General features: G+C 36.7%; 21 protein-coding genes. 15 read left to right on the forward strand and 6 right to left on the reverse strand.

What is annotated here, in order from left to right; translation table 11 throughout:
- Nucleotides 1-92: 92 nt before the first annotated feature.
- On the reverse strand, nucleotides 93-668 hold the full coding sequence (locus tag R9C00_27785; protein WPO35503.1) for a hypothetical protein: 576 nt from the start codon (nucleotides 666-668) through the stop codon (nucleotides 93-95).
- 592 nt (nucleotides 669-1,260) lie between these two features.
- Between R9C00_27785 and R9C00_27790 the strand changes: the two genes are divergently transcribed.
- The 3 genes from R9C00_27790 to R9C00_27800 all read left to right on the forward strand — a co-directional run bounded on the left by R9C00_27790 (nucleotide 1,261) and on the right by R9C00_27800 (nucleotide 4,774).
- Nucleotides 1,261-1,911, forward strand: coding sequence for a lipoprotein signal peptidase (locus tag R9C00_27790; protein WPO35504.1), 651 nt, complete (start codon nucleotides 1,261-1,263; stop codon nucleotides 1,909-1,911).
- Nucleotides 1,912-1,965: 54 nt separating this feature from the next.
- The gene (locus R9C00_27795) at nucleotides 1,966-2,985 is read left to right on the forward strand and encodes an RluA family pseudouridine synthase (protein WPO35505.1); all 1,020 of its coding nucleotides are present in this window, start codon (nucleotides 1,966-1,968) and stop codon (nucleotides 2,983-2,985) included.
- Between the two features lie 169 nt (nucleotides 2,986-3,154).
- Nucleotides 3,155-4,774 carry a glycosyltransferase family 39 protein gene (locus tag R9C00_27800; protein WPO35506.1) on the forward strand — a complete coding sequence of 540 codons (1,620 nt, stop codon included), beginning with the start codon at nucleotides 3,155-3,157 and terminating at the stop codon, nucleotides 4,772-4,774.
- A 20-nt stretch (nucleotides 4,775-4,794) separates the two neighbouring features.
- On the opposite strand, the gene R9C00_27805 is transcribed toward R9C00_27800, so the two are convergent.
- Together R9C00_27805 and R9C00_27810 are read right to left on the reverse strand one after the other, a co-directional pair.
- Nucleotides 4,795-5,775 (reverse strand): hypothetical protein, encoded by a 981-nt coding sequence (locus R9C00_27805; GenBank protein WPO35507.1) that lies wholly within the window; start codon nucleotides 5,773-5,775, stop codon nucleotides 4,795-4,797.
- Nucleotides 5,772-7,022 carry a CHASE2 domain-containing protein gene (locus R9C00_27810; GenBank protein ID WPO35508.1) on the reverse strand — a complete coding sequence of 417 codons (1,251 nt, stop codon included), beginning with the start codon at nucleotides 7,020-7,022 and terminating at the stop codon, nucleotides 5,772-5,774. Before R9C00_27810 ends, R9C00_27805 begins: the two co-directional genes overlap by 4 nt.
- Nucleotides 7,023-7,748: 726 nt before the next feature.
- On the opposite strand from R9C00_27810, the gene R9C00_27815 reads away from it, so the two are divergent.
- The 7 genes from R9C00_27815 to R9C00_27845 all read left to right on the forward strand — a co-directional run bounded on the left by R9C00_27815 (nucleotide 7,749) and on the right by R9C00_27845 (nucleotide 20,471).
- A complete protein-coding gene (locus tag R9C00_27815) occupies nucleotides 7,749-9,506 on the forward strand; it encodes an ABC transporter substrate-binding protein (GenBank protein ID WPO35509.1) in 1,758 nt (585 codons plus the stop codon).
- Nucleotides 9,507-9,581: 75 nt separating this feature from the next.
- Nucleotides 9,582-12,992 carry a DUF4175 family protein gene (locus tag R9C00_27820; GenBank protein WPO35510.1) on the forward strand — a complete coding sequence of 1,137 codons (3,411 nt, stop codon included), beginning with the start codon at nucleotides 9,582-9,584 and terminating at the stop codon, nucleotides 12,990-12,992.
- Between the two features lie 18 nt (nucleotides 12,993-13,010).
- Nucleotides 13,011-13,424, forward strand: a complete 414-nt coding sequence (locus R9C00_27825; protein WPO35511.1) for an ATP-binding protein — start codon at nucleotides 13,011-13,013, stop codon at nucleotides 13,422-13,424.
- 41 nt (nucleotides 13,425-13,465) lie between these two features.
- A complete protein-coding gene (ybeY, locus tag R9C00_27830; protein WPO38801.1) occupies nucleotides 13,466-13,864 on the forward strand; it encodes an rRNA maturation RNase YbeY in 399 nt (132 codons plus the stop codon).
- 183 nt (nucleotides 13,865-14,047) lie between these two features.
- Entirely contained in the window at nucleotides 14,048-15,913 is a 1,866-nt protein-coding gene (gene mnmG, locus R9C00_27835; protein ID WPO35512.1) for a tRNA uridine-5-carboxymethylaminomethyl(34) synthesis enzyme MnmG, read from the forward strand.
- Between the two features lie 166 nt (nucleotides 15,914-16,079).
- Nucleotides 16,080-18,173 carry an Ig-like domain-containing protein gene (locus R9C00_27840; protein ID WPO35513.1) on the forward strand — a complete coding sequence of 698 codons (2,094 nt, stop codon included), beginning with the start codon at nucleotides 16,080-16,082 and terminating at the stop codon, nucleotides 18,171-18,173.
- 483 nt (nucleotides 18,174-18,656) lie between these two features.
- Nucleotides 18,657-20,471: a tetratricopeptide repeat protein gene (locus R9C00_27845; GenBank protein ID WPO35514.1), complete on the forward strand. Its 1,815-nt coding sequence runs from the start codon at nucleotides 18,657-18,659 to the stop codon at nucleotides 20,469-20,471.
- Between the two features lie 18 nt (nucleotides 20,472-20,489).
- On the opposite strand, the gene R9C00_27850 is transcribed toward R9C00_27845, so the two are convergent.
- From R9C00_27850 to R9C00_27860, 3 genes are read right to left on the reverse strand one after another with little or no spacing between them, the layout of a single operon-like run.
- Nucleotides 20,490-21,254 carry an exodeoxyribonuclease III gene (locus R9C00_27850; protein ID WPO35515.1) on the reverse strand — a complete coding sequence of 255 codons (765 nt, stop codon included), beginning with the start codon at nucleotides 21,252-21,254 and terminating at the stop codon, nucleotides 20,490-20,492.
- Nucleotides 21,255-21,274: 20 nt separating this feature from the next.
- Nucleotides 21,275-21,628 (reverse strand): hypothetical protein, encoded by a 354-nt coding sequence (locus tag R9C00_27855; protein WPO38802.1) that lies wholly within the window; start codon nucleotides 21,626-21,628, stop codon nucleotides 21,275-21,277.
- A gap of 29 nt (nucleotides 21,629-21,657) precedes the next feature.
- Nucleotides 21,658-22,017, reverse strand: a complete 360-nt coding sequence (locus tag R9C00_27860; protein ID WPO35516.1) for a carboxymuconolactone decarboxylase family protein — start codon at nucleotides 22,015-22,017, stop codon at nucleotides 21,658-21,660.
- Between the two features lie 184 nt (nucleotides 22,018-22,201).
- Here R9C00_27860 and R9C00_27865 point away from each other — a divergent pair, with 184 nt between their 5' ends.
- The 5 genes from R9C00_27865 (at nucleotide 22,202) to yajC (ending at nucleotide 25,705) form a co-directional block, all read left to right on the forward strand.
- Nucleotides 22,202-22,879, forward strand: coding sequence for a ComF family protein (locus tag R9C00_27865; protein WPO35517.1), 678 nt, complete (start codon nucleotides 22,202-22,204; stop codon nucleotides 22,877-22,879).
- Nucleotides 22,880-23,216: 337 nt separating this feature from the next.
- Nucleotides 23,217-24,335 carry a transcription antitermination factor NusB gene (gene nusB / locus R9C00_27870; protein ID WPO35518.1) on the forward strand — a complete coding sequence of 373 codons (1,119 nt, stop codon included), beginning with the start codon at nucleotides 23,217-23,219 and terminating at the stop codon, nucleotides 24,333-24,335.
- A gap of 112 nt (nucleotides 24,336-24,447) precedes the next feature.
- Nucleotides 24,448-24,768, forward strand: a complete 321-nt coding sequence (locus R9C00_27875; GenBank protein WPO35519.1) for a YtxH domain-containing protein — start codon at nucleotides 24,448-24,450, stop codon at nucleotides 24,766-24,768.
- Between the two features lie 72 nt (nucleotides 24,769-24,840).
- Nucleotides 24,841-25,353, forward strand: a complete 513-nt coding sequence (locus R9C00_27880) for a DUF1573 domain-containing protein (GenBank protein WPO35520.1) — start codon at nucleotides 24,841-24,843, stop codon at nucleotides 25,351-25,353.
- Nucleotides 25,354-25,396: 43 nt separating this feature from the next.
- Nucleotides 25,397-25,705, forward strand: coding sequence for a preprotein translocase subunit YajC (gene yajC / locus R9C00_27885; protein WPO35521.1), 309 nt, complete (start codon nucleotides 25,397-25,399; stop codon nucleotides 25,703-25,705).
- Nucleotides 25,706-25,785: the final 80 nt, after the last annotated feature.

Genomic DNA, 25,785 nt, shown 5'->3' on the forward strand with positions numbered 1-25,785 from the left:
TACAAAGATTTCGTGCGGCCCTTATAGAAACTTGGGGTACTCTGTAAAAAAGGTCCCTATCCATTTCTACGAATGAATAGGGAAGAAGTGTGCTACAATGGCGTCACTTTGGAAGTAATATCCACAAAATAGCTAATATGAAACTTAATAGGTGCTTCTCCATCCATCTCTAAGCCTACTTCGTATTTAAACTCTGTTCCAAAATTGAACATTTCAATAATTACATCAAGCTCCGCTTGGGTGAAAAGACCTTTGATGTCAACCTTTCCTACAGTTGCAAGTTGAGTTAATGTAAGTGTAGCAGAGTTTGGAAGTTCCTTGGTAATTACTGTACCGCTCATATCATCATATTTAAGATATGCCGATTGTACCTCTGCAGTACCTATCACGCTAGTTTCACCTTCCGCAGGCTCAATCATCAAGTACATTTCATTTATTGATTGTACTACAAAGTCATCTTTATAATCATTAAATGCTTCGTTGTCTTGCAAGTTGATCCTACCTTGCCTTTTCTCGCTCATGTAACCTGCAGTGGTTTTAGTTACCTCTACCAAATAAGTTTGCCCTACTGTTTTAGAAACATTGAAAGCTATATCTTCAGGTTCACACGACAATGCCATCAGAAGTATTGAGACGAAAATTACGGAAATGTTTAAAACTTTTTTCATTGTTAAAAGTCTGTTTAGTTAAAATTATTAGGATTCATGAATATTCAAATTACTACTTAAATACATCCTTCTTGAAAAGGTTAGTTTTTACTAAAAACTGCTATATGGGAGTTTTTGAAGAAGGATATGGTTTAATCAGTTCTCTATTTCAACCAAATACATAAGAAAACCATACCATTTTTGATAGAGTAATAGAGTAGTTGAACCTGAATAATCCCAAAACATGGGTAATACTGCAATAAAAGACGATTTTACAGCAGTATTCATGCATTTGTGTAGAACTTCACGCTTTAACTAGCGTTAATTTAATTAGCAATGAACCCCAAACTGAGTATTTAACGTAACGTTTTGATGATTTGTAAACGCTTATGTTTTCTCCTTCTAGAAGAAAACCTCTAAACGTGTGAAAAAAAACTTTTATCTTCGAGGCTTTAACAAATGGTGATAGTTTAAAGGATGGGATAGATTAAGCTGGCTTACATAAATTTTTTAAAACAGAGCGTTTGAATGGTAGATAAATGGCAAATAAGAAATGCTGTTTTGAAACTATCAATGCCTAGCCTCTAAACAAAAACCATATTAAAATTAGGTTATGAGTACCAAGAAGTATTTTATTATTTCTTTAACAGTTGCTTTAGTCGATCAGATAGCAAAACTTCTAGTCCATTACACAATGGATATGGGAGAGTTTGGAGAAATAGCACTTCTGGGTGATTGGTTCAAGCTTCATTATACACTCAACGAGGGAATGGCTTTTGGCTTCAAGCTTGGCTCAACCTACGGAAAACTAATTTTGACTTCTTTCAGGTGGCTTGCCATGGTCACAATAGCCATTTATCTTTTCAAATTTGCCAGAAAAAGAATCCACCCAGGCTTTCTATGGCTTGTTGCTCTCATTCTTGGTGGCGCCATTGGGAATGTAATGGACAGTACTTTTTACGGAGTATGGTTTGATAATGCTCCTTTGATGGAAAGCGAGCCACCTTTGTACCCTTGGTTTCATGGTCAGGTAGTCGATATGATCTTTTTTGATGTATGGCACGGCTCATTACCTGACTGGTTGCCCATTATAGGAGGTCGATATTATTCGTTTTGGCCTATCTTTAATATAGCAGATGCCGCTATTTTTGTGGGTGTGTCTGGAATAGTCTTATTCCAAAACTTTTTTTTTCCAGCACAAGCCAATGAAGAGGTAACTTTTGAACAAAACGATATCCACTTTGATAAGCAAATAAAGAATTAACCACATAACAAACCCATATTTAAGAATTACCAAATCGCCAAATTGAAGTACTAAATGGAAGAAGAAAGAGATGATGATGAGATGCTTTATGAGCATTATAGATTTGTGGCGGATCCAAAACAAGCCTTAATCCGAATTGACAAGTTTGTAAACGACCGGTTAGCCAATACTTCGAGAAACAAAATCCAAGAGGGAATAAAAGATGGATTGATAAAGGTAAATGACCTCACGGTAAAGCCAAATCACAAGATCAAGCCTGACGATATCATTACGATAAATTTTCTCAAGCCTAAAGTAGATTTTGAGATTGTCCCTCAAAATATCCCTCTCAATATTGTGTATGAAGACGATACACTCCTTATAATCAATAAAGAGCCGGGCATGGTCGTACATCCAGGCCATGGTAACTGGGATGGCACTTTGGTGAATGCCCTGTCATACCTTTTCCAGAATTTACCCACTTCCAGAAATGGCGAAGTGAAACCAGGACTTGTCCACAGGATAGACAAAGATACATCTGGCCTGATGGTTATTGCCAAAACTGAGCAAGCGATGAATAAATTAGCCATCCAGTTTGCCGATCACTCCATAGAAAGAACTTATTATGCGCTAGTATGGGGAGAACCGAAGGAAGACGAGGGGACTATAGAAGGTCATATAGGCAGAAGCTTTAAAGACAGGCGGGTCAGTATGGTGCATCCTGAAGGGGAATATGGAAAGCATGCGGTAACCCATTATAAAGTCTTGCAAAAGTTTAGGTACGTATCGCTTGTAAAGTGTAACTTGGAAACAGGTAGAACTCACCAAATAAGGGTTCATATGAAACATATTGGACATACACTTTTCAATGACGAGATGTATGGCGGAAATGCTATATTAAAAGGGGAGAGGTTTTCCAAATACAAGTCATTTGTAGAAAACTGTTTCCAATTGATACCTAGGCAGGCTCTTCATGCCAAGTCTCTTGGGTTTAAGCACCCCACTACCGATGAATGGATGCAGTTCGATTCAGAACTACCCGAGGATTTTTCCCAAGTATTAGAAAAATGGGAAAACTATGTGAAATTTACCTAAAAATATATTTACCAAAATGGAGAAAGTGCTAAAACCTATCTTATTTTCATTATTGATATTAGGTTTTCTAGCACTTTCTTTTTTTTATCTATGTGCCTTATTTTATGATTATGATTTCCTCATTGACAGCTTGCTCTCTTTCTACGACCAGCGAGACAAAATATCAGTAGTGAAGTCAAATTTCATTACTCCTTCAAAATTTGATCTATTAATAAAAGCATTTCCTTTTTTACTTTTTACCTACCTTACCTTCTCCTATTTCTTAATTAAGAATCTTCAAAAATTGATTGACTTTTTTGAAGAAGCTTTCCTAGAAATAAAATTACTTTTACAAAAAGCCTTTTTAGAAATTAGTGTATTAGGAAAAAATGAAAAAGCACTTTTTTATACATCCATTGTTTTATTGAGTCTCTACAGACTTTATTTCATCAACAACTATTATATCCATATCGATGAAGCTTTTTCTTATGTATTCATTGTAAACAAGGGTTTCCCAGCCGTAATCAGTTATTACCCAGGTCCCAACAATCATGTAGGTTACTTGTTTTTAGTCAAGTTTTTTGATTTGTTTTTTTCAGACCCAAAGTGGGCATTACGCCTTCCCACATTTTTTGCAAGCATACTATTGTTCATTTTCCAGTTTGTACTTGTAAAAAGGTATTTTGGATTTTACTTGGCATTAAGTGCTTCAATTCTTTTTGGGTTTTCTGAGTATGGAAATTTCTATTCTACCCACGGTAGGGGATATATACTCTTGACTCTACTAACATTTTTATCCTACTTTTTTTTGTTATCTGCAAGTATCAGAAAGCAACCCAGCACTTACTATTTTTTCTTCATCATAAGCTCATCACTCGCCTTTTATACCTTACCGACTTTTTTATATCCATTTCTAACATTAATTATTCTTACATTTTTCTTCTTACTATCATCCTGGAATATCCAACACCTTAAGTACCTGTTAATATCTTGTGCAGTTATAACAGGAGCAACCCTTTTTCTTTATCTACCAATCCTAACAGTGAGTGGGATTGATGCTATTATAGGAAACCGATGGGTCAAAAGCCTTAGTTGGGTAGAATATATTAGTCAGTTACCTCTTTATTTGTGGAAAACCTCTGGTACATTTTATAGTTTAGAAAGTTTTGGTGGGCTTATTACACTTATCAACATTTTAGCTTGGATAACTATTTTTTTCAAACCTTCATCAAGCTGTTCCTTATCTCCGCTACAGCAAAAAAGACTAAGCCTTGCTATTCTTTTTTCTTATTCAATACCTTTCTTAATCATTAGCCTCCAAAGAGTTTTACCATTTCACAGAGTTTGGCTTTACCAGAGCTTTTTCGAATACACAAGCCTAACTATTGCTAGTTATTTGGTCGTGAAGCCTATTTATAAAGGAACAATAAGACCATCTGTTATTATATTTTTTTGCACTTGCTATATCTTATTCTTTTTAAAGTTTACAGCCTATCAAGCATTTGAAGAAAAAGGTCCTTATGGATCAGTTGAAAAATTCTTAAGTACGATTGACCGCTCAAAAGATTATTTCTTTTATATCAGTTATGACACTTATAATGTAATGCTCAGGTACGAAGGACTAAAGCAAATTGACACCAATTGGACCTTTTTGAAATATGGTGAACAACAAAACCACTCTCCCGATTTCATCATATTAAAGAGAAGTGAAAAAGCTGAATTAGATAAAACTATTTATCATAAAGTTATTATTGATGCTTACGCCCATATCTACAAAAAAAGGCTACTTAACCAAGTTAAGCAGCCTTAAGCATTCGTGTTTATTGTGTTTTATTTTCCTGCACTCACTTCTCTTGAAGAAGAGCTAAGCTGATAAAACTCTAGGAAACTATTATATGAAGCGATAAACTCAGGAGCTTCAGATATTTCAATAGCTTCTTCGTAAGCATGAATTGCATTTGCTATCAGGTTGTGCTCTTCGAAGTATTTTGCTAGCACCATTTTACCTAAAGCCGTTTCGTCTTTTTCTAATATTTTCACCTCAGTACCCATCTGCCCGGCATGCATTGGGTTTACAATGTTCAACATCAGCTCATCTGATGTTACTTCCTTTGAATTGTTCATTACAACAACCTGATAAAGAAGCATCTTGCTATCGTTGAACCTTGCATCAGATAAATCTACAGTAACAGACTCTCCTGTAATTTCAGTATCATAAATTACTTTACCAATATTAAGCGGAGAACCGTCTTTTACTACAAACTTGTATTGAATATTGCTCTTAGAATCTAATATATTCGGGTTATTTACATACCACTTAATGGTAATTTTAGAATCGGCTAATACTTTGCTTGTTTTGCTGATCCCGTTTTCGTCAACAGGCATCAAAAACAAAATAGGTTTCTTGTGAAGACTTCGTGTTACCGAACCCGTTTTAGCTTTTCTGTTGAACCTTGAAGAACTAGAGTTCCCTGAGGTAAGCTCGTCCATTACAAATTTAGCATACTTACTTGCCAAATCACCATCTGCATTACCAAGCATAGACTCAAGGTCGCTTACCTTGTATTCTCCTGGTTTTGTGATCTCAAGAGTTTTAAAACTCTTGTGAGCCAGTCCCAGATATCCATCTGGCCCAACTGTTACTGTTTCACCGTCTTTAATCTTAGCTCCAACTTTTATTGCTGAACTTCCCTTCGTGTTTGTTCCTTTTGAGCCAAGCACTGTAAAAGTATAATCTTGGGCAAAAGCAGAAATGGAAAACAGCATGGAGACTAATATCAGGACAGTCGAATGAAGTTTGAGTTTGTTCATATCCTGTTTAGTTTAGGTTTGAATAGTTTAATCTTTAGTTTATTAGATAGTTTTAATCTCTGTATATTATGTACAAATATATCGACATAAATCTCTGTTACATCTCCTACCAGTATGATCACCAGGAAGGTAAGTGTAAGGTCTAGTTTATAATTATACATTCCGAACAAAAGAATTGTGATACTTACGATAAAAAGCACCTCAACCAACTGAACGATTTTAGTAAGCCCATAGTAAGGGGCTATCCTCTTATTAAATAATATCTTGGTGAAGAACACCACATTCAGGTGGCAGACTATAATGGCAATAAGAACCCCCATCCATATCGGCATTTCATTTATATATGTACGATCTAGTATCATTGACACTATATTAGCGTGTACTACAACTCCAAACATATCGGGAACCCCTCTACCTACCATTTTCTCGTTAAGGGGGGTATAAAACTTATCTTCATCAAAATGATAATCGGTGTACCCATCACCCAAATACCCCATCAATATTATTTTCCCCTTAATAGTCTCAGACGTGAAGTTTTCATCCAATACGTCTTCTACATCAAGCTTTTGATATTTATCAAGATTACCTTTAAAATAAATATTTTCAATATCGTTCCCTCTTGCCATAAATTCTTCAGCAACTTCTTTATCGTATAACTCCGCAATTTTTGCCGCAAAGCAAACCTCTTCCACACCAGCTCTAGTCTTTTCTTTTACAGGAATATCTCTCCATGTCACAAAATCATCAAACTCAATATTTCCTGTGTTCACATGTGCAGTATGAGCATATTGAGCAAACTGAACAGGTGGAACAATCAACGTATCCCAAGTGCTAGAAGTGTCACTAAGCACCCTAAACTCAGAGCCCATCACAAAATTCTTTGCATCTTTAATGGATTGAGCCAACATAAAATCACCTATTGGATCTTCATCTTTAAGCGTAAAAAACTTTGCATCTATCCCTATTACCTTAGGTTCATACTTGTTCAAAATAGCTATTTGAGCGGCAATACTTCTCCTGCCCCTATCAGCCCCACCAATATTTACCAGCACTATATTTTCATCATACTTAACAGTCGAATTATCCCTCACTTTTGTATAGTAGATATCGGTCAAGTTATAATCACTGATCACCTGCTCAAATACATTCAAAAAATCAAATTGGATACCTATCTCCCCCAAAACCCACAGGAAACCAAACAAAGACAATGTCCCAAAAACATTTACCCAACTAACAAATTTTTTCATCTTATCTTTTTTCATGCAAAGCCCTACCAAACCATAGTTTAATAAGGCATCATACTTTATCTTATATTCTACTCTCTAACCTTTTAATCCTAGATATATTTTGCTGAAAAATACCGTAATCGTAACAGTTATGGGCATGTAAGCTTTTTATACAATTCGACTATTTATTTCAGCACTTTTAAATAAGTCTACCCAGTCCATTAACCTTACTTTTTGAAAAAGCACGCAACAACGACTTGAGTTTAAAATCATTAACAGTGAGAATTATGAAAATAGAAGGTTAGTATTGCTCGGTTCAATTAGCCAAAGCCGAAATAATACTTATTAGTATACAAAACATACATTATATAATAAGCTTAGCAGGTTATTATCGGGAGTAACATTATTTTTTAGCAGAATAATTAACCCATAAATATTTACGATAGTATAGGTTCAAACCTCCTTTTGTTAGAATAATTCAATTATTCCCTTGATATCATCAATTTCTTGGTTTATTATCGTTACTTATACCTCAATTGTGCTAATATCTGTGGATAGGCTTGAAAAATAAGAGAAATAAAAATACCTTTATTTACTTGCCTGACATTGTTTTCCAATTACCTATTAAAACAAAAACATCTATATGGAAAGCTCAATTTTTTAATCAAATATTCCTCTATCGTTAGCAAATTGCTAGATGTTATAAAACAAGCATTAATATTGATGTCTTTCAGAAAAAATTTAATAATGAAGCTGTTTCCAAAATTACTATTAGTAAGCTTAGCGTTATTCCAATCGTGCTCATTCAACTCTAACAAGGGCGATGAACAACAATTTAGACTAGGTAAAGGAGATCGATATTATGGTGGTGTTTTCAGGCTAAGCGAGCCAGAATATATCAAAAGCCTATATCCACCCAGTATTATCGATGTATACTCATATAGAGTCGCGTCGCAAGTGTATGAAGGCTTGTTCAAGTTCAATCAACAAAATATCACCGAACTAGAGCATGGTCTTATAGAAAAGTATGAAATAGACGAAACTAAGACTGTTTATACATTCCACCTTAAAAAAGGTATCTATTTTCATGACAATGAATGCTTTGAAGGTGGAAAGGGCAGAGAGGTTACAGCTGAAGATATAGCTTACTGCTTTACAAATTTATGTACGCCCAACAGGCTCAATCAAAATTTCAATCTTTTTGAAAATATAGTAAAAGGTGCTAACGAGTACTACGATACTATAAAAAACGGGGGGGATGCTCCCGAAAAACTAGAAGGTTTTGAGGTAGTGGACAAATACACTCTTAAAATCACTATCAACAAACCTAATTCAATTTTTTTATACAACCTAGCAAGACCTGGTTCACTCATCTATCCAAAAGAAGCATATGAAAAATATGGTGAAGAAATGAGGATAAAAGCTGTTGGTACAGGACCATTCAGACTATCTAGCGTAGACGAAGGGCTTGCTATCAACTTGGTAAAAAACGAGAGATACTACGGTGTAGATGAGTTTGGAAACAAACTTCCCTTCTTGGAAGCTTTGAGCATTCAATTTCTGAAAGACAAAAAGGTAGAACTACTTGAGTTCAAGAAAGGCAACCTAGACATGATGTACCGCCTACCTACCGATTATATCATTGATATCTTGGATAATCCTAATGCCGAGCAAGAGTTTGAACTCCAGCGAGAACCTGAGATGTCTACGCAGATTTTAGCAATGAACAATAATAAAGGTATTTTTTCTGATGCTAATGTGAGGAAAGCATTTTCATTTGCATTGGACAAAGAAAGAATACTAGATTATGTACTCAATGGCGAGGCTTATAGTTCAGGAAAACACGGATTTACCCCTCCTTCATTTAGCAATTATGATATCACTGGTATAGAAGGCTATACATTTAACCCTGACTCGGCAAAGTTTTACCTCCAAAAAGCTGGCTACCCTAATGGTACTGGATTTCCAACTATCACACTCGACTTAAATGCAGAAGGGGAGAGGTACACCAACGTAGCCGTTGAAGTCCAAAAGCAACTCAAAGATTATTTAAATATCGAAATAGAGTTGAACATTGCCCCAATAGCCCACATTACCGAAAAAACACTATCAGGAAACTTTGATTTGGTAAGGCTTGCATGGGTAGCCGATTATCCTAGTCCAGAAATTTTCCTCTGGATGTTCTATAGTCAAAATATACCAGATGATCCAAGCTCAAAGTCTTATCCTAACCTTATAAGGTACAAAAACGAAGAAGTGGATATGTATTATGAAAAGGCTCTCAATGCTTTTTCAGAAAAAGAGGCGCTTGAAAACTTTATGAAGGCGGAAAAATTAATGATGCAAGATGCACCAATTTTGGTATTATGGTATGACGAAAGTTATAGATTGTTACAATCTTATATTAAAAACTTTCCAAACAACCCAATGCAGTACCGAGACTTCTCTCAAGTATACATGATTCCACATGAGAAGAAAGCAAATATTGTTGCCGCAGATAAATAATATCTGAAAATAAACTACACTCCTCTTTTATTTGTTGATAACTTATGTCGGAAATGTAGATATATCTTTCATATTATGATTAATTCTAACCTAAACCGTTTCAAACAGAAATACTACCTCAACTCATTGTTGAAAGGTAGTATTTCTGTTTTTGCAGTTTCTTTCACTGCATACTACTTAGTGAACATATTGGAGTACCTAGGAAACTTTAGCAGTGTGTTTAGGGGGATTCTGTTTTATTCATTTATACTCACCCTTTCTGCTTCTTTCTATTATTGGGTAATCCGTCCCTTATATAGGCTACTCAATAGAGACAAGCAGCTAGATGATTTTGTTGCCGCAAAAAAAATAGGTGATCACTTTCCTGAAATCAACGATAAGTTAGTAAATACCCTACAGCTCCAAAAATTAAAAACCGAAGGAAATGATCTAGTCTTGGCCAGTATCCAGCAAAGAGAGGAGAAAATAGACCAATTTGATTTCACTAAGGCGGTTGACTATTCTTCCAATAAAAGATACCTAAAATTCATTGCCTTCCCTGCATTTTCTATTTTTATTACCTTACTTTTTGTACCACAGCTCTTTACAGAAAGTACACCAAGGTTGGTCAACTATGAAAAAACGTACGCTCCTAAGGCACCTTTCGATTTTATAGTCCAAAATGATGCTTTAAAAGCTTTTAAAGGGGAAAATTTTGAACTCAAGCTCAAATATGCAGGCAGCGCTATTCCTCAAAACACAACTATTATTACAGAGGACGGTCGTAAATTAAAAATGTCTGCAACAGATTCAGCTGGGCAATTTTCCTTTCTTTTTAAGAAAATTCAAAAAAACACAAACTTTCATTTTGAAGCATCAGGCTTTAAATCAGCTAATTATAACCTTGAAGTACTTGCCAGACCAAGCCTGAGAAGTTTTAACGTTTACCTAGATTACCCTAAATATATTGGGAAGGAAAATGAAAGGCTCGATAATAACGGAAATTTGATAGTTCCCGAAGGAACAAATATCAAATGGCAATTTAATACACTAGAAACCAATAACTTACAAGTTAATTTCCCAAAAAGGGATAATCTTGTTTCTACAATAAAAAACAACAAAGATCTTTTTGAATTTGGAATAACCTCTTCTAAATCAGAAACTTACCAGTTACTCTTAACAAATGAGTTTAGCTCAAACAAAGACATAATAGAATACTATATCAATGTAATACCAGATGAATTTCCATCTGTGAATATGCAGCAATATGAAGATACGGTGCTTTACGATTACTTGGTACTAGGTGGAAATATTGGAGATGATTACGGGATCACCAACCTTACCTTTAACTATAAGGTGCTTAGCGGAAGAAACGGTGAAAGCAAAGCAACTAAAAGCATTAGGCTTAATTTCAATCCAAATGCCATCAACCAAAGCTTTTTTTACCAGTTTGATATTTCTAAACTCGATCTTTCACAAGGAGATGAGCTTGAATATTACGTAGAAGTTTGGGACAATGATGCTGTAAATGGTAGAAAGAGCTCAAAATCAAGCACTTTCAATTTTAAACTTCCTTCTAAAGCTGAGCTAAAAGAAGCAATAAGCCAACAAACGGAACAAACTCAAGAACATCTAGAGGAATCGTTAGAAAAAGCGAAAAACCTTAAGAAAGAAATAAAAGATATCCAAGATAAGCTTAAAGGAAAAAGAAAACTTGACTGGCAGGACAAACAAAACATAGAAAAGCTTGCCCAAAAACATGAAGAGTTGCAGAAGGAAATAGAAAAACTGAAGCAGCTCAACAAGATGTTTGATGAGAAGAAAGAAAAGTTCAATGCGCAAAATGAGGAAATTTCTCAAAAAGCAGAGCAACTCCAAAAATTGATGGACGAGCTATTGGACGAGGAAACCAAGAAGCTTTACGAAGAGCTTCAAAAACTGATGATGGAACAAAACTTCATCAATCCTGATTTCCAAGAAATGCTCGACCAGATAGAAATGAAGGAAGAGACTATTGAAAAAGAGCTGGATAGAGCACTTGAGCTTTTCAAACAACTAAAATTTGATAATAAAGCCAACGAAATAATAAAAGACCTTGAAGAGTTGGCTGAAAAACAAAAAGAACTTGCCGAAGAGACCGAGGAAGCGAAAAATTCGGAGTTAGAAGAAATAGAGGAGAAGCAAAAAGAATTGAACGAGGAGTTTGAAGAGATTCAAAAAGAACTGGAAGAGCTAGAGGAAATAAACGAAACTCTTGAATCCCCAAAAGATATTGAGCAGCTGGAGAAAGAGCAAGAACAAATAGAGCAAGAGCAGCAACAAGCTTCGGAAAACCTCCAACAAAAGAAACAAAACAAAGCTTCTGAATCGCAACAGAAGATGTCGAAAGACATGAAGAAAATGGGGCAGAAGATGCAGCAAATGCAACAATCGATGCAAATGCAGCAGATTACTGAAAATTATGATGATCTTAGGAAAATATTAGAGAATTTGATCAAACTTTCTTTTGACCAAGAAGACTTAATGCTAGATTTTCAGAAAGTTAAAAGAATAGACCCTAAATTTGTAGAGCTCGGACAACAACAACTTAAATTGAAGGATGATGCCAAAATAATTGAAGATAGTTTGGTTTCGCTTTCAAAAAGAGTTTTCGAAATAGAATCGTTTGTGACTAGGGAAGTTTCATCTATGAATAAATATATGGATGAAAGCCTTGAGTCGATTAGAAAACGAAGTCCTGAGATTGCCGCTAGTAAGCAGCAATTCGCCATGACATCGATAAACAATCTTGCTTTGCTTTTAAATGACATATTGAAAAGCATGCAAAACCAAATGAGCATGGCAATGAGCGGACAGCAAATGTCTGAAAAGCAGGGTGGAATGCCAAACATGAGCGACTTGCAAAAGCAGCTTAACCAAAAGATTCAAAACTTGAAAAAAAGTGGTAAGTCTGGAAGAGCTTTATCTGAGCAATTAGCCAAACTAGCTGCAGAGCAGGAAATGATCAGAAATGCGATGAAAAAGAGCATGGAAGGCCAGAAGGGGATGGGCAAAGGAAAACAGCAAGGTGGCGCTGAGGGAGGTGATGGACAGAATGGAGAGGGAGGTAACCCCAATGGAGAGAATGAGAACCCTGAAGGCAAGGGACCAGGAGAGGAGAAAGGTGGAAAAGAGGGGGGCAATGGTTATGATGAACTCCTCAAGAAAATGGAAGAAACTGAAGAAGATTTGGTAAACAAAAGGATTACCAATGAATTGATTGAAAGACAACAAGAAATCCTTACCCGTTTGCTAGAATCTGAAAAAGCCGAGAAGGAAAGGGAGTTAGACAAACAACGTGAGGCTAAAACAGCTGAACAAAATAAAAACCAAGCATCACCCAATGACTTTTCAGAATACCTTAAACTAAAGGAGATGCAAATAGAATTGTTAAAGACTATACCGACGTCTCTTAATCAATACTATAAAAAGGAAGTCAACGAATATTTCAAAAAGATTAAAGAATAAGAAAGAATCTCAAAAGGGATGACAAAAAACAATTCACTCAAACTAAAAATACCTTCACTGATCGACAATATCAGGATTGTAGAAAGCTTCATCGATCACGCAAGAGAAACATTTCACTTCAACGATGATATTTATGGGAATATAATGGTGGCAGTTACCGAGTCTGTCAATAACGCCATTGTACATGGAAACCAAAACAATAAAAACAAAAACGTCCATATATCCCTAGAGGTAAATGAAGCTAATATAAACTTCATTATAAAGGACGAAGGAAAAGGATTTGACCCAAAAAAACTTGCTGATCCAACTGCAGCAGAAAACATCAACTCACCAGGGGGCAGAGGAATATTCCTCATTAAGCACTTAGCTGATGAAGTAAAGTTCCTTTCCGAAGGAAAAGAGATTAAGATGACATTTTATATGAACACATAAGCCTTACAAAAAATGGAAAATATCTTTTTTTTTGTGAAGACATCACTTTTGAGCTAAAGAATCAAGAAAAAGCAGTTTCTTGGATAAATAAGGTTTCAGAACAACATAATCATCAGATAGAAGAGCTTAATTATATCTTTTGTTCTGATGATTATTTGCTTAAAATAAACATAGATTACCTTTCCCACGATACCCTAACAGACATAATAACTTTTGACAATAGTGAAACTGAAGGTAAAATCATTGGAGATATATTCATCAGTATAGATAGGGTAACAGAAAATGCAGGTACATTTCAAAATACTTTTGAAACAGAACTGGCAAGAGTTATGATCCATGGAGTTCTCCACCTCTTAGGCTTTAAAGACAAAACAAAAACAGAAGCCCAATTAATGACAGAGAAAGAAAACGAAAGCCTCAACGCTCTCATGAAAACATAAAATGTTCCACGTGGAACATTTTTTTTAGTTTAAAAGGATCATGGTTTTGAACTCAAACTAAATTACTTTTGTAGTATCAAATATTTTTAATTCGATTTAATCTAAAAAACTAGGAAAACACTTTACTTGTAAGAGTGTTCCACGTGGAACATTTTCGAAAGCCTAGTATATACACTTGTAGAAATGGATAGAAATTATGATGTAATAGTGATAGGAGGGGGGCATGCTGGCTGTGAAGCCACTCATGCATCTGCTACTATGGGAGCAAAGACACTTCTCATTACTATGGATATGAATAAGATCGCCCAAATGAGCTGCAACCCTGCAATGGGAGGTGTGGCAAAAGGGCAGATTATACGAGAAGTTGACGCATTAGGGGGGATGAGCGGAATAGTGACTGATAAAACGATGATCCAGTTTAGGATGCTCAATTTATCAAAAGGTCCTGCTATGTGGAGTCCACGTGCCCAAAGTGACCGTATGAGGTTTGCTGAGGAATGGCGTATAAAACTTGAACAGAACCCAAATGTGGATTTTTGGCAGGAAATGGCTACTGAGCTTATTGTCGAGAAAGGTGTATTGAAAGGAGTGAAGACTGCCATAGGGGTAGAGTTTTATGCAAAGAGCGTCATCTTGACTAATGGGACATTCTTGAATGGATTGATCCATATAGGCGAAAAGCAATTTGGTGGTGGAAGGGCAGGGGAGAGGCCTGCAAAAGGATTGACAGAGCAATTGGTTGCTTTAGGTTTTGAAGCTGGAAGGATGAAAACAGGGACTCCTCCTAGATTAGATGGCAGAACTATCAACTACGAAGCTCTAGAAGAACAAAAAGGGGATGAAAACCCTGGTAAATTTTCGTATTCTGATGAAACGACTACTTTGAAAGAACAAAGAAGTTGCTTTATCACCTATACCAGTGATGAAGTTCATGATATCCTGAAAAAGGGGTTTGAGGAGTCGCCGATGTTTACTGGTCGAATCCAAGGTATAGGACCAAGGTATTGTCCTTCTATAGAGGATAAGATAAATAGGTTTGCCGAAAGAAACCGCCACCAGATATTTGTAGAACCAGAAGGTTGGAACACGGTAGAAGTATATGTCAATGGTTTTTCAACATCACTTCCAGAAAGAGTGCAATATGAAGCGTTGAGAAAGATAAAAGGTTTTGAGAATGCAAAAATGTTCCGCCCAGGGTATGCTATTGAGTATGATTATTTCCCACCTACTCAACTGAAGCTAACTCTTGAAACAAAACTGATCGAGAATTTATATTTCGCAGGTCAGATAAATGGAACAACTGGATACGAAGAAGCCGCCTCCCAAGGTTTAATTGCGGGAATAAATGCGGTAAACAAAATAAAAGAGAAAGAGGAATTTATTCTAAGTCGTTCTGATGCGTATATAGGTGTGCTGATAGACGATTTGGTGAACAAAGGTACGGAAGAACCTTACAGAATGTTTACTTCAAGGGCAGAGTACAGGCTTTTATTAAGGCAAGACAATGCTGATGTCCGCTTGACCCAAAAAGGACATGCTATAGGTTTAGCTTCCGATGCAAGCCTTGAGACCGTAGAGAAAAAAATGTCGGAGGTTCAAGACTTGGTTAGTTTCTTAAAAAGTGAAAGTGTAAAACCTGAAGATGTTAATAACCGCCTAGAAGAGTTAAACTCAGCTGCTATTCCTCAGAAACTAAAGATTGCCCAACTGATAAAACGTCCTAATATAGGAATTGAAATGCTTGAGACTTGTAATGAGTCTATTCAAAATAGACTTGGTGCTGTCGACAATGTAGTAAAAGAACAAGCTGAAATTCTACTGAAATATGAAACATACATAGATAAGGAGCAAAAGATCGCTTTGAGGCTGAGTAAACTTGAGAATTTCAAAATAGATGAAAAGCTGAATTACGAAGAGATAAACGCAATGTCAAACGAGGCTAGGGAAAAGCTAAAAAAGATAAAGCCAAAAACTATTGGGCAAGCTTCGAGAATAAGTGGGGTTAGCCCCGCAGACATTTCCATATTAATGGTTTATCTAGAAAAGTAAATCATATATAATCTTATAATACTGCTAACCAATTGTTTAAACACTATTAAGCTAGGTTTCCAGTATTGAAATAGAAAGCATATCTTTGAAGCGAGATATGCTTTTTTTGTTTCAAAATCAATACGCTCTTTTTTTACACTGAAAAGAGTATTAAAATACATACGGCGTGAAAAATACATCTGTCAAAAAGCTAATAAGAACTTCTGTCTTTTATTTATTTGTAACACTTCTATTATCTGACTGTGCAAGTGTTCAGCCCCCTCCGGGCGGACCAAAAGATGAAGACCCACCTATTTTGATAGGTACTGTTCCTAAAACAGGAAGTATAAATTACAAAAGTAGATCAATCGAGCTCATTTTTAATGAATCAGTTCAGCTTGATAATATCTTTAGACAATTGATCATTGCCCCTTATAGCGATATCAGGTATGTAACCAAGATCAAAAAGAATGTGGTTACACTCGAATTCGACGAAGACTTGGAAGAAAATACCACGTATTCCCTCAACTTTAGAGAATCGGTAGTGGATGTCACTGAAAAAAATATTGCCAAGAATGTAAAAGTAGCTTTTAGTACGGGCGATTACATCGATTCGCTGAAGATAGAGGGAAATGTAAGTGAATTATTTTCCGGGAAACCCTCGGAAGAAGCTACGGTGATGCTACTTAGAGAAGAAGATACACTCAATGTTCAGAAGCCTTATTACCTCGCCAAAACAGATGAAGAAGGAAATTACCTCTTGGAAAATATAAGAGAAGGTATTTACCAAATCTATGCGGTATTTGAAGATGACAATAACTTGCAGTACACCGGTGAGGAAAAAGAGCTTTTCGGGTTCAAGGCTGATAATATAACGCTAGACTCCAACCTAATTGATATGGATTTTCAACTAGCTAAATACGATATTGAAGATATCTTTTTCAAAAGAACAGGTGTCGACGCTCAGTATGCAGAAATAGAATACAACAAGAAAATCGAGAGCTACGAATTTGAACTACTTGATGAGGACATGAAAGATTCCGTTTATCATATCTTAAACGAGAATATGATAAAGCTATATAAATTAAAAGACCCAGCTGATACTGTAATAGAACTATCAAGATCGGAAAGAAAAAAGGAAAGGAAAAAAGAAGCTGAAATAGAAAATAACCCTGAAGCAGCAGCAGATTCTCTCACAGCAATAATTATTGCATACGATGAACTAGGACAATCTAGTACAGATACGGTAAAATTCACTTTCTCAGAAAGAAGGTCAGTAGATCCTGAACCTTTATCAGTATCTATTTCCCCAAAAAATGGAGGGAAAATGATCCCTGAAGAAACATTTGATGTAGATATCACTTTCAACAAACCAGCCTTAAAATTTGACCCCGATAAGATAAATATTCTCCGAACCAGGGATACTACACTATATAACCTAGATACAATGTACTATGTATTACAGGCAGATACTTTATTATTAGAAGTTGATAGCACATTATTGATTCCTATAAAGGAAATCCAAGATGAGAATGAGGAAGAAGGAAAAATCGAACCAGTGCCTGTAGAAAGCGATACATTGGAGCTCGTGTATAATAAGGAGCTTAAATTTGATTATTCCATACTAGGAGATAAAATAGACCTTATAATCAAACCCAAGGCAACTGATAGGGATAAAAGTATCACACAAGTCAGTGCCAATGCCGATACGGTCATCTATGCTATCAATATATTGAATTTAAATAGCTTCACACTAGATACTACCTACTATGAAACCGAAGTGACCGACACGCTTCCAAACCCTTACGAACTTGAAACTCTTCCAAATTTTTCAAAAATAACCATAAAGGATTATTTACCTGCGGATAGAGAAGCTATTCTCCTCGACTCCTTAGCCTTCCTTTCGGTAGAATATGACACGCTTAAAGGTGAAAAGGCTAGTTATAAACTTAAGAATATTGATGACTACGGAAGTATAGAAGGAAGAGTAGAGACTGACTTTACAAGCTTCTTTGTACAACTGCTCAACGATAAGTTTGAGGTAGAGCAAGAACTTGTGAACCAAAAAGAATTTAGGTTTGACTACGTGGAGCCAGGCACCAAGTATTTGAGGCTTCAGGTTGATAATAATAATGACGGGGTTTGGGACAAAGGCAATTTCAGAGAGCGCCGCCCAGCAGAAGATGTCTATTTTAGTGAGAAAGGTGGGATAGATGTGAAACCAAACTGGGAAATACTTGGCGAGTTGATTTCAACAAAAAAGAAAAAAACGAAAAAGTAAGAAAATCACTTCATTATCAATAGGATAGCATTAAAAACAAAGAGGCTGTGGTTTAAGTTGCCAACTTATTCACAGTCTCTTTGTTGATAAATAGGCTATTGTTGATAAATCTCTAAAAAACACAAAAGTTATCAACACTTATCAACAGCTATCAACATAAATTTTGGATGAACGAGTTATTAACTGACTTATTGTATTCCGCCAACTTAGATTCACAACTTATTAACCACGAATAACCTGTCCTGAATTATTCACAAAAACAAACCTTAGTGTTGATAACTTATATATCTAACTAATTATCAAGTAATTACAAATTTATTAAATGTTGGTAAACATATGAATCACGAGGTTTTTACCAACACAAATAGTTATCAACAAATCAACACACCTAATAACAATAAGTGTTTTATTTATATATTAAATATATATTTATAATTAGTGTTGTTAGTTAATAAAGTCTCACGAGCTAACTAAATTCAGAATATGTCTAAGTCCTTAAAAAAAAACCTTAGTATTTTTTCTTTCCTTTTCATTTCATTCTATGCCCTTTCGCAAGACAATAATGTTGAGCTAGCAAATCAGTATTATGCAAATGATGAGCTAGACAAAGCTGTGGAGTTGTACGAAAAGCTTGTTAAAAAACCTTCTGATCGTGCTCTTGTGCACCGGAACTACTTGGAAGCTCTAATGAGATTGGAAGAGTATAAGGATGCTGAGAAGTACCTTAAAAAGCTTCTGAAGGATGAGCCTTACGATGCACGGTATAATATTGACTATGCGATGCTTGTAAGTGCCCAAAAGGGTGAGCCCAAATCAAATGAGTATTTAGATAATTACTTAGAGCAAATAAAGAAGAACGATTCCCAGCTTCAATACGCTGCCACGTTTTTTATTGATAACGGAAAGTTTGAATATGCTGAGAAGTCATTTTTAATGGCTCAAAAGAATAATGTTGAAAACTTTTACGATGAACTGGCAGACCTTTATGCGCTTTGGAACAAGCCAGAGAAAATGGCTGCTGAGTACATTAAGATTTTGGAGGAGGATCCAAGTAAGCTCGAATATGTGGAAGACATGCTCCAAGAAAGATTGGGCGAAGAAGAGGATTTTGATAAGCTAGGGAAAATATTGGTTGAAAATGTTCAGAAAAAGCCTGATCAGCCTGTTTTCAATGAGTTGTTGATTTGGTATTTCTTACAAAAACAAGAGTTCTACAAAGCGTTTATTCAGGCCAGGGCAATTGACAAGAGAAAAAGGCTTGAAGGTCGTAAAGTTCTGGAAATAGGAAAGTTAGCTTTGGGTAATGGAGCTTATAAAGATGCAAGCAGGATATTTCAATACCTTGTTGATAAGTACGAGAATAAGAATGTTTATTTTAGTGCGAGGCGCTTGTTGGTAAAGTCGAAGGAAGAACTTGTAAAACATACTTTCCCAATAGATCTGGATGAAATACGCTCATTATCAAATGATTATAGCAATATAGTAAAAGAACTTGGCATTCGTCCCAATACGGCAGACGCTGTGAGGAGTATGGCGTTGCTGCAGGGCTTTTATCTAAACAATGTTGATACGGCCATAATTATCTTGGAAGACTTGGTCAAAAGACCTGGCATGAAAAAATATTTGATCTCGAATGCCAAGCTCGACTTGGGAGATATTTACCTCCTCAAAGGAGAACCTTGGGAAGCCTCTTTGCTCTATAGCCAAGTGGAAAAAGCAGAGAAAGATGAAAACCTTGGTCACTTTGCCAAGCTAAAAAATGCCAAGCTTTCTTATTACAAAGGCGAGTTTGAATTGGCAAAGGCGCACTTAGATGTGTTGAAAATGGCTACTTCTAGGGAAATAGCCAACGATGCCATGCAACTCTCATTACTTATCCAAGATAACCTTGCGCTAGATACTTCCGATGTGGCCATGAAAGCATATTCTTCTGTGGAGCTTTTGGTGTTCCAAAGTAAGTACGAAGAAGCCATTGTTGCCTATGAAAATATGCTTAAAGAATTTGCAAACCACAGCCTGACCGACGAGATCTATTGGGAACTTGCCAACATCAATTTGAAGCTTGGGAATTTTGACGAATCAATTACTTCATTAGAAAAAATATTAGAGGAATATCGCTACGATATATTGGCGGACGATGCCAATTTCCTCATTGGAAAAATATATGAAGAAAACATGAATAACCCTGAAAAAGCAATGGAGTACTACGAAGCACAGCTCAAAGATTTTCCAGGGAGTATTTACAATGTAGAAGCCAGAAAACGCTTCAGGAAATTGAGGGGCGATAGCCTTAACTAGCAGGCGTGCCCCTAAAATCTACATTTCGATATTGACAGAGATTGGGCAATGGTCTGAGTGAACAGCATCGGGGTGAATATCAGCCCCTTTCAGTTGATCTGACAGCGTTTCGGTTGCCATGAAGTAATCTATCCGCCAGCCTTTGTTTTTGCCCCTAGCCCCCGCTCTGTATGTCCACCAAGTGTAATGGTGGGACTCTTCATTGAAATACCTGAAGGTATCAACAAAACCAGATTCGATAAACTTTGTCATCCAAGCCCGTTCTTCAGGCAAAAAACCTGAAGAGTTCTTGTTGCTAACAGGGTTGTGGATATCTATTGGTTTATGGCAAATGTTATAATCTCCGCAGATAATCAGCTTTGGTCTTTCTTTCCGGAGCTCGGTTACATAATCAAAAAAGTCATCGAGCCATTGGTATTTGAAATCTTGTCTGGCGTCGCCCGAAGTGCCAGAGGGCATGTAGACATTTAGCAAAGTAGTATCTCCATAATCCGTTCTCAGGACTCTTCCTTCCTTGTCATAAATTTCCATGCCCATTCCGTGTACAACGGCATCGGGTTTCTTTTTTGAAAAAGTGGCAACTCCCGAATAACCTTTTTTCTCGGCGGAGAACCAATCAATTTCGTATCCCATTTCCTTGAAAGTACTTAGGTCAACTTGTTCTTCTAAGGCTTTCACCTCTTGAAAGCAAATTACATCAGGAGCATTTTCTTTCACCCATTCGTCAAGCCCTTTTTTCAAAGCGGCCCGTATGCCGTTCACATTGTACGATACAAATTTCATTTTTTTCTAGTCTTAAAAATTTAGAACCCTATTTCAGTCTCGAAATATTCGATAACATGGATTTTTAAAAGTTTTTCTTGCGAAAGAAGATCAAAAAAAGGAAGCTTTTTTACCAATTTCCAATGAGGCCAACCCTCTTCATCCACCCCTTCAAGCTCATAATAACCCGACAAGCTCAATACCTTGCAAATGGCTATGTGCAGCAAGTCCTGTTTTTCTTCTTTGGTGTATGTCATAGGCCCTTTGCCCAGTTCGTGTACCCCAATTATGAACAAAATAGCATTTAGGTCTGGGGTTTTCACACCCATTTCCCTTGAAACTTTTGCCTGGAGAACTTCCCATTTTTGCTCTAGTTCTAATTCACTTTTTATAATCATTTGTTAATTTTTTTTAGAGCTAAAAATTAGGCGTCACCTTCAGTTTCTTCTTTACTCAAGGCTTCCAAAAAGTCAAAAGCCCGACGGAGATGAGGGATTACGATGGTGCCACCTATCAGATTGGCAATGCTCATGGCATCTATGACTTCCTTGTCTGTTAACCCAGCCTTTTTACAAGCTTCCAAGTGATATTTCACGCAATCGTCGCAGCGCAGCACTAGGGAACACGAAAGGCCGATAAGCTCTTTTGTTTTTTTGTCGAGCTCACCTTTGTCGAAGGCGAGGGTATCTACACCAAATATTCGCTTGAGTACTTTATTGTCGGCAGAAAGTATCTTTTCGTTCATTTCTGCCCTATAAGCCCTAAATTCTTCAGGAGATTCCATATTTTTATATAATCAAGTTAAAATTGTGTCTAGTGCTACAAGCACTAGACAATACTTCACGCCGTTGGTACAACAAGAGTTTAAACAAGGCAAATGCCCAAATTGATTTGTAAAACTAATGACTTCTTCAGTCTCTGGAGCTATTCCATCTTCCAAAATTGGCTGAAGACAACCCCCAAGGCTTATGTGGAAAGATTTTGTTGATATGTTGTACCCACGAAGTTGCGCTGGATGCGAAACGGTGTTGGTAAAAAACGAAGAACTGATTTGTACTTCATGCCGGCTCGATCTTCCTACTACAGATTATCATTTATTTCCCGATAACGAGCTTTCGAAGCGGTTTTATGGAAAATTGCCCATCGCTCATACCATGGCTTACCTCAAGTTTGTGAAAAAAGGAAAAGCCCAAAAGATAATCCATAACCTCAAATATCATGGAGAAGAAAAAATAAGCTACCAATTTGGTAGGTGGTATGGAAGAGAACTGTTAAAAAGTGAAAGTTATCAACAATTTGACCTTATCGCACCGGTTCCGCTGCACAAAAAACGCCTAGGCCAGCGGGGTTACAACCAAGCCGAAGGATTTGCCCAAGGGCTCTCGGAAGTTTTGGATATCCCTTGGAGCAAAGAGCTTTTGATAAGGACAGTGGCCAGCACCACCCAAACCAAAAAAAGAAGCTTTGAAAGGTGGCTCAACGTAGAAAAAATCTTTGAAGTAGCCCAGCCTGCACTCGTTTTGGGCAAGCATGTTTTGTTGGTAGACGATGTGATCACTACAGGTGCTACATTTGAAGCTTGTGCCAAAAAGTTATTAGATAGCCAATGTGGAAAAGTGAGTATAGCGGCTATTGCAGCTGCATAAAACAATGATTTGGGCAAGACTATGGAATATAGTGATTCTATAGCCCTCACTTCCTAAAAACACTTGCCCAAGCCTCAACAGTCTTCATTTCGGCTATTTTTCCTTCTTCAATTCCCAAACCCTTGCTCAAATCTTACCCTCAAACCTTGCATTCGTACATATCCTTTCCAAAAGGAGCAATCCTGCCCAAATATGTCTAACTTTGCGGATATTAAGTGGTTGTATAGAAAAAAGTGACCTTCTTTTCTTGATAAGGATTGGTTGCCAATATCGAGCTTGTTGTTAAAATAGCACTAGTGTTTGCTGATTTTATAGAGCTTATAAAAGTCTCAAAGTAATGCTGAACAGAAGAATATTAAGGGTGAAGGCGATGCAGAGTATTTATGCCTTCGAAAGAAATAAGGAATCTGCTTTTCATTTGGTATTGGCCAACATAAAAGAAGATTTTAGGTTGGAAATGCTCCGAATGGGCAAAGATAACCGCGAACTAATGAGCGAGCGTGAGAAAAAAGTAGCGGATGCTTTTAAGGAATATGTGCAAAATAATGTGACTACCTCCGAGTCGTTTGATGGCGATGAGTTTTCACAAAAAATATTTTTATCTGCCTGCGCTTCTTACCGAGATAAAATCTATAAAGACAGGCAATACCACAAAGAGCTGATGATCTCTGAGACGGAGAAAGTATATGACCGTTACCTGAGAATGCTCAATTTGGTGTTGAACCTTGCCAGTGTGGACAGGAGCCTGAACCTGCTCGAAAATAAGGTTATTTCATGTTGGAGAAACAATGCTTCCCTACAGCGGATTATCACAGAAAAGAAAGTTGATTGGGATACCGATTTGATAAAGCAATGGTACCGCAACCTTAAAAAAGATGAGGAACTGGTGAAGGGGATAACTGTGGAAAGTGGTGACTTTGCCGAGGAGAAAATGGCTGTTCGGGTCTTGATAAGAGACTTTTTATATAAAAACGAGCAAATAATCGAGTTCTTTGAAGAAGAGGATATCAACTGGTCGGAAAACAAGGATATTGTCAAGAGCATGTTGATAAATACGGTGAAGGGAATGGAGGACGATGACTGTGAGAACCAAAGACTTTATCTGCTTTCAAGAAATTGGGAAGAAGACCGGGAATTTTTCGTTGATCTTTTCGATTTCTATATGAAAGACAAAACCCAGTATGAGCAGATTATTTCCAAACAAGCAAAGAAATGGAGCTTGGATAGGATTGCTTCTGTTGATAGGATAGCGATAGAAATGGCTATTTGCGAAATGCTAAACTTTTCAAGTATTCCTGTAAAAGTCACGATCAATGAGTATATTGACATTGCAAAAACATACAGTACGCCCAAAAGCTGGCAGTTTGTAAATGGTATGCTAGATGAGATAGCCAAAAAACTGGAAGACGAAGGGCAGATAAGAAAGACAGGAAGAGGGCTGATTGATAATAAATAATAAATTAACTTTAGCACTTCCAAATTGGTTATAAGGGCATGGGCAGATAAAGCTTAAACATGTTCTAAATTAAATACTAAATCACTTTTTAATAATAAAAACCTAAAAAGCTATGAGCAGTAAAGGTGGAAGTAATTTATTGGCATTTATAGTTGGAGCTGCAGCAGGGGCTGCTGTAGGTATTTTGTATGCTCCTGAAAAAGGGATCAATACAAGGGATAAGCTTAGGTACAAGCTTGACAAATATAAAGAGCAACTCCAAGAATTAATTGACGATTTGTTGGAAGAAGAAGGCGAAGAGTCTGTGAGCGAAGCGAGAAATAAAAGCCAAATGGTGATTTCAGATGCTATAAAGCATGCTGAGCAACTGATGAGCGAAGTTGATGCGCTCAAAAAACAGATTACAACCCGAGAAAAAACAGTAGAAGAATAATTGAAGCCTAGCCCTATGGGCTGGTTTTTATAGTTGAACAATCACAAATTAATTAATGAAATAGAATTAGTTATGATGAAAATTAGCAGAACTTTTATCATAGTACTTGCTATCCAACTTGCATTTGTTGGATGTGATAACCGCAAGTCTGGAAGTAGCGAACAAGTAGCAGCTCCTACAACCGAAGAGGCGGCTTCTTCCTCAGAGACAAATTCAGGCGAAGCAGCAGCTTTAGCTGAGTTTTCTTTTGAAGAAAAAAGTCATGATTTCGGTACGCTAAACGCAGGAGACGTGGTAACTCACGTATTCAAGTTTACCAATAGCGGTGAAGCTCCTATGCTTATTCAAGATATTAGGACGACATGTGGATGTACCACGCCTGAATACACCAAAGAGCCAATTGGCCCTGGTGAAACTGGTGAGATCACGGTGCAGTTCAATAGTAAAGGAAAAGCTGGGGTACAGAATAAGAACATCACTATTTTTGCCAACACAAAAAATGGATCGGATGTGATAAGTATCCAGTGTGTGGTGAACCAAGTACAAGAAGTAAAAGGTCCTTATAAAGACCAGCCTGCTTCATAGAAGAGCAACTTTTTTATAATTTATAATGTACAGCGAATTAAGTATGATACTATTACAGGCGGGCTTAAATCCGCAATTGATGAATGTTTTGTTCATCGGCGGAATGATCCTTATTTTTTACTTTTTTATGATAAGGCCTCAACAGCAAAAGCAAAAAAAGCAAAAAGAGTTTGCCAGCTCAGTGAAGAAAGGCGACGACGTGGTAACTATTGGGGGGATGTATGGAAAGATTGCATCTTCAGAAGGAGATACCGTTTTGTTAGAAGTTGATAGGGGGGTGAAAATAAGAATGGATAAAAGTTCTATCTCTTTCGAAAACACAGCTCTTTTAAAAAAGAAAAACGAATCGTAGAAATTTGAAAACGATTTTTCTCTAAACAGCATTTGATGCTTAACTTAAACTGAAAATTCTGATTTCTAAAATCTGGGTTT

This window comes from Flammeovirgaceae bacterium SG7u.111, assembly GCA_034044135.1.
Taxonomy (GTDB): Bacteria; Bacteroidota; Bacteroidia; order Cytophagales; family Flammeovirgaceae.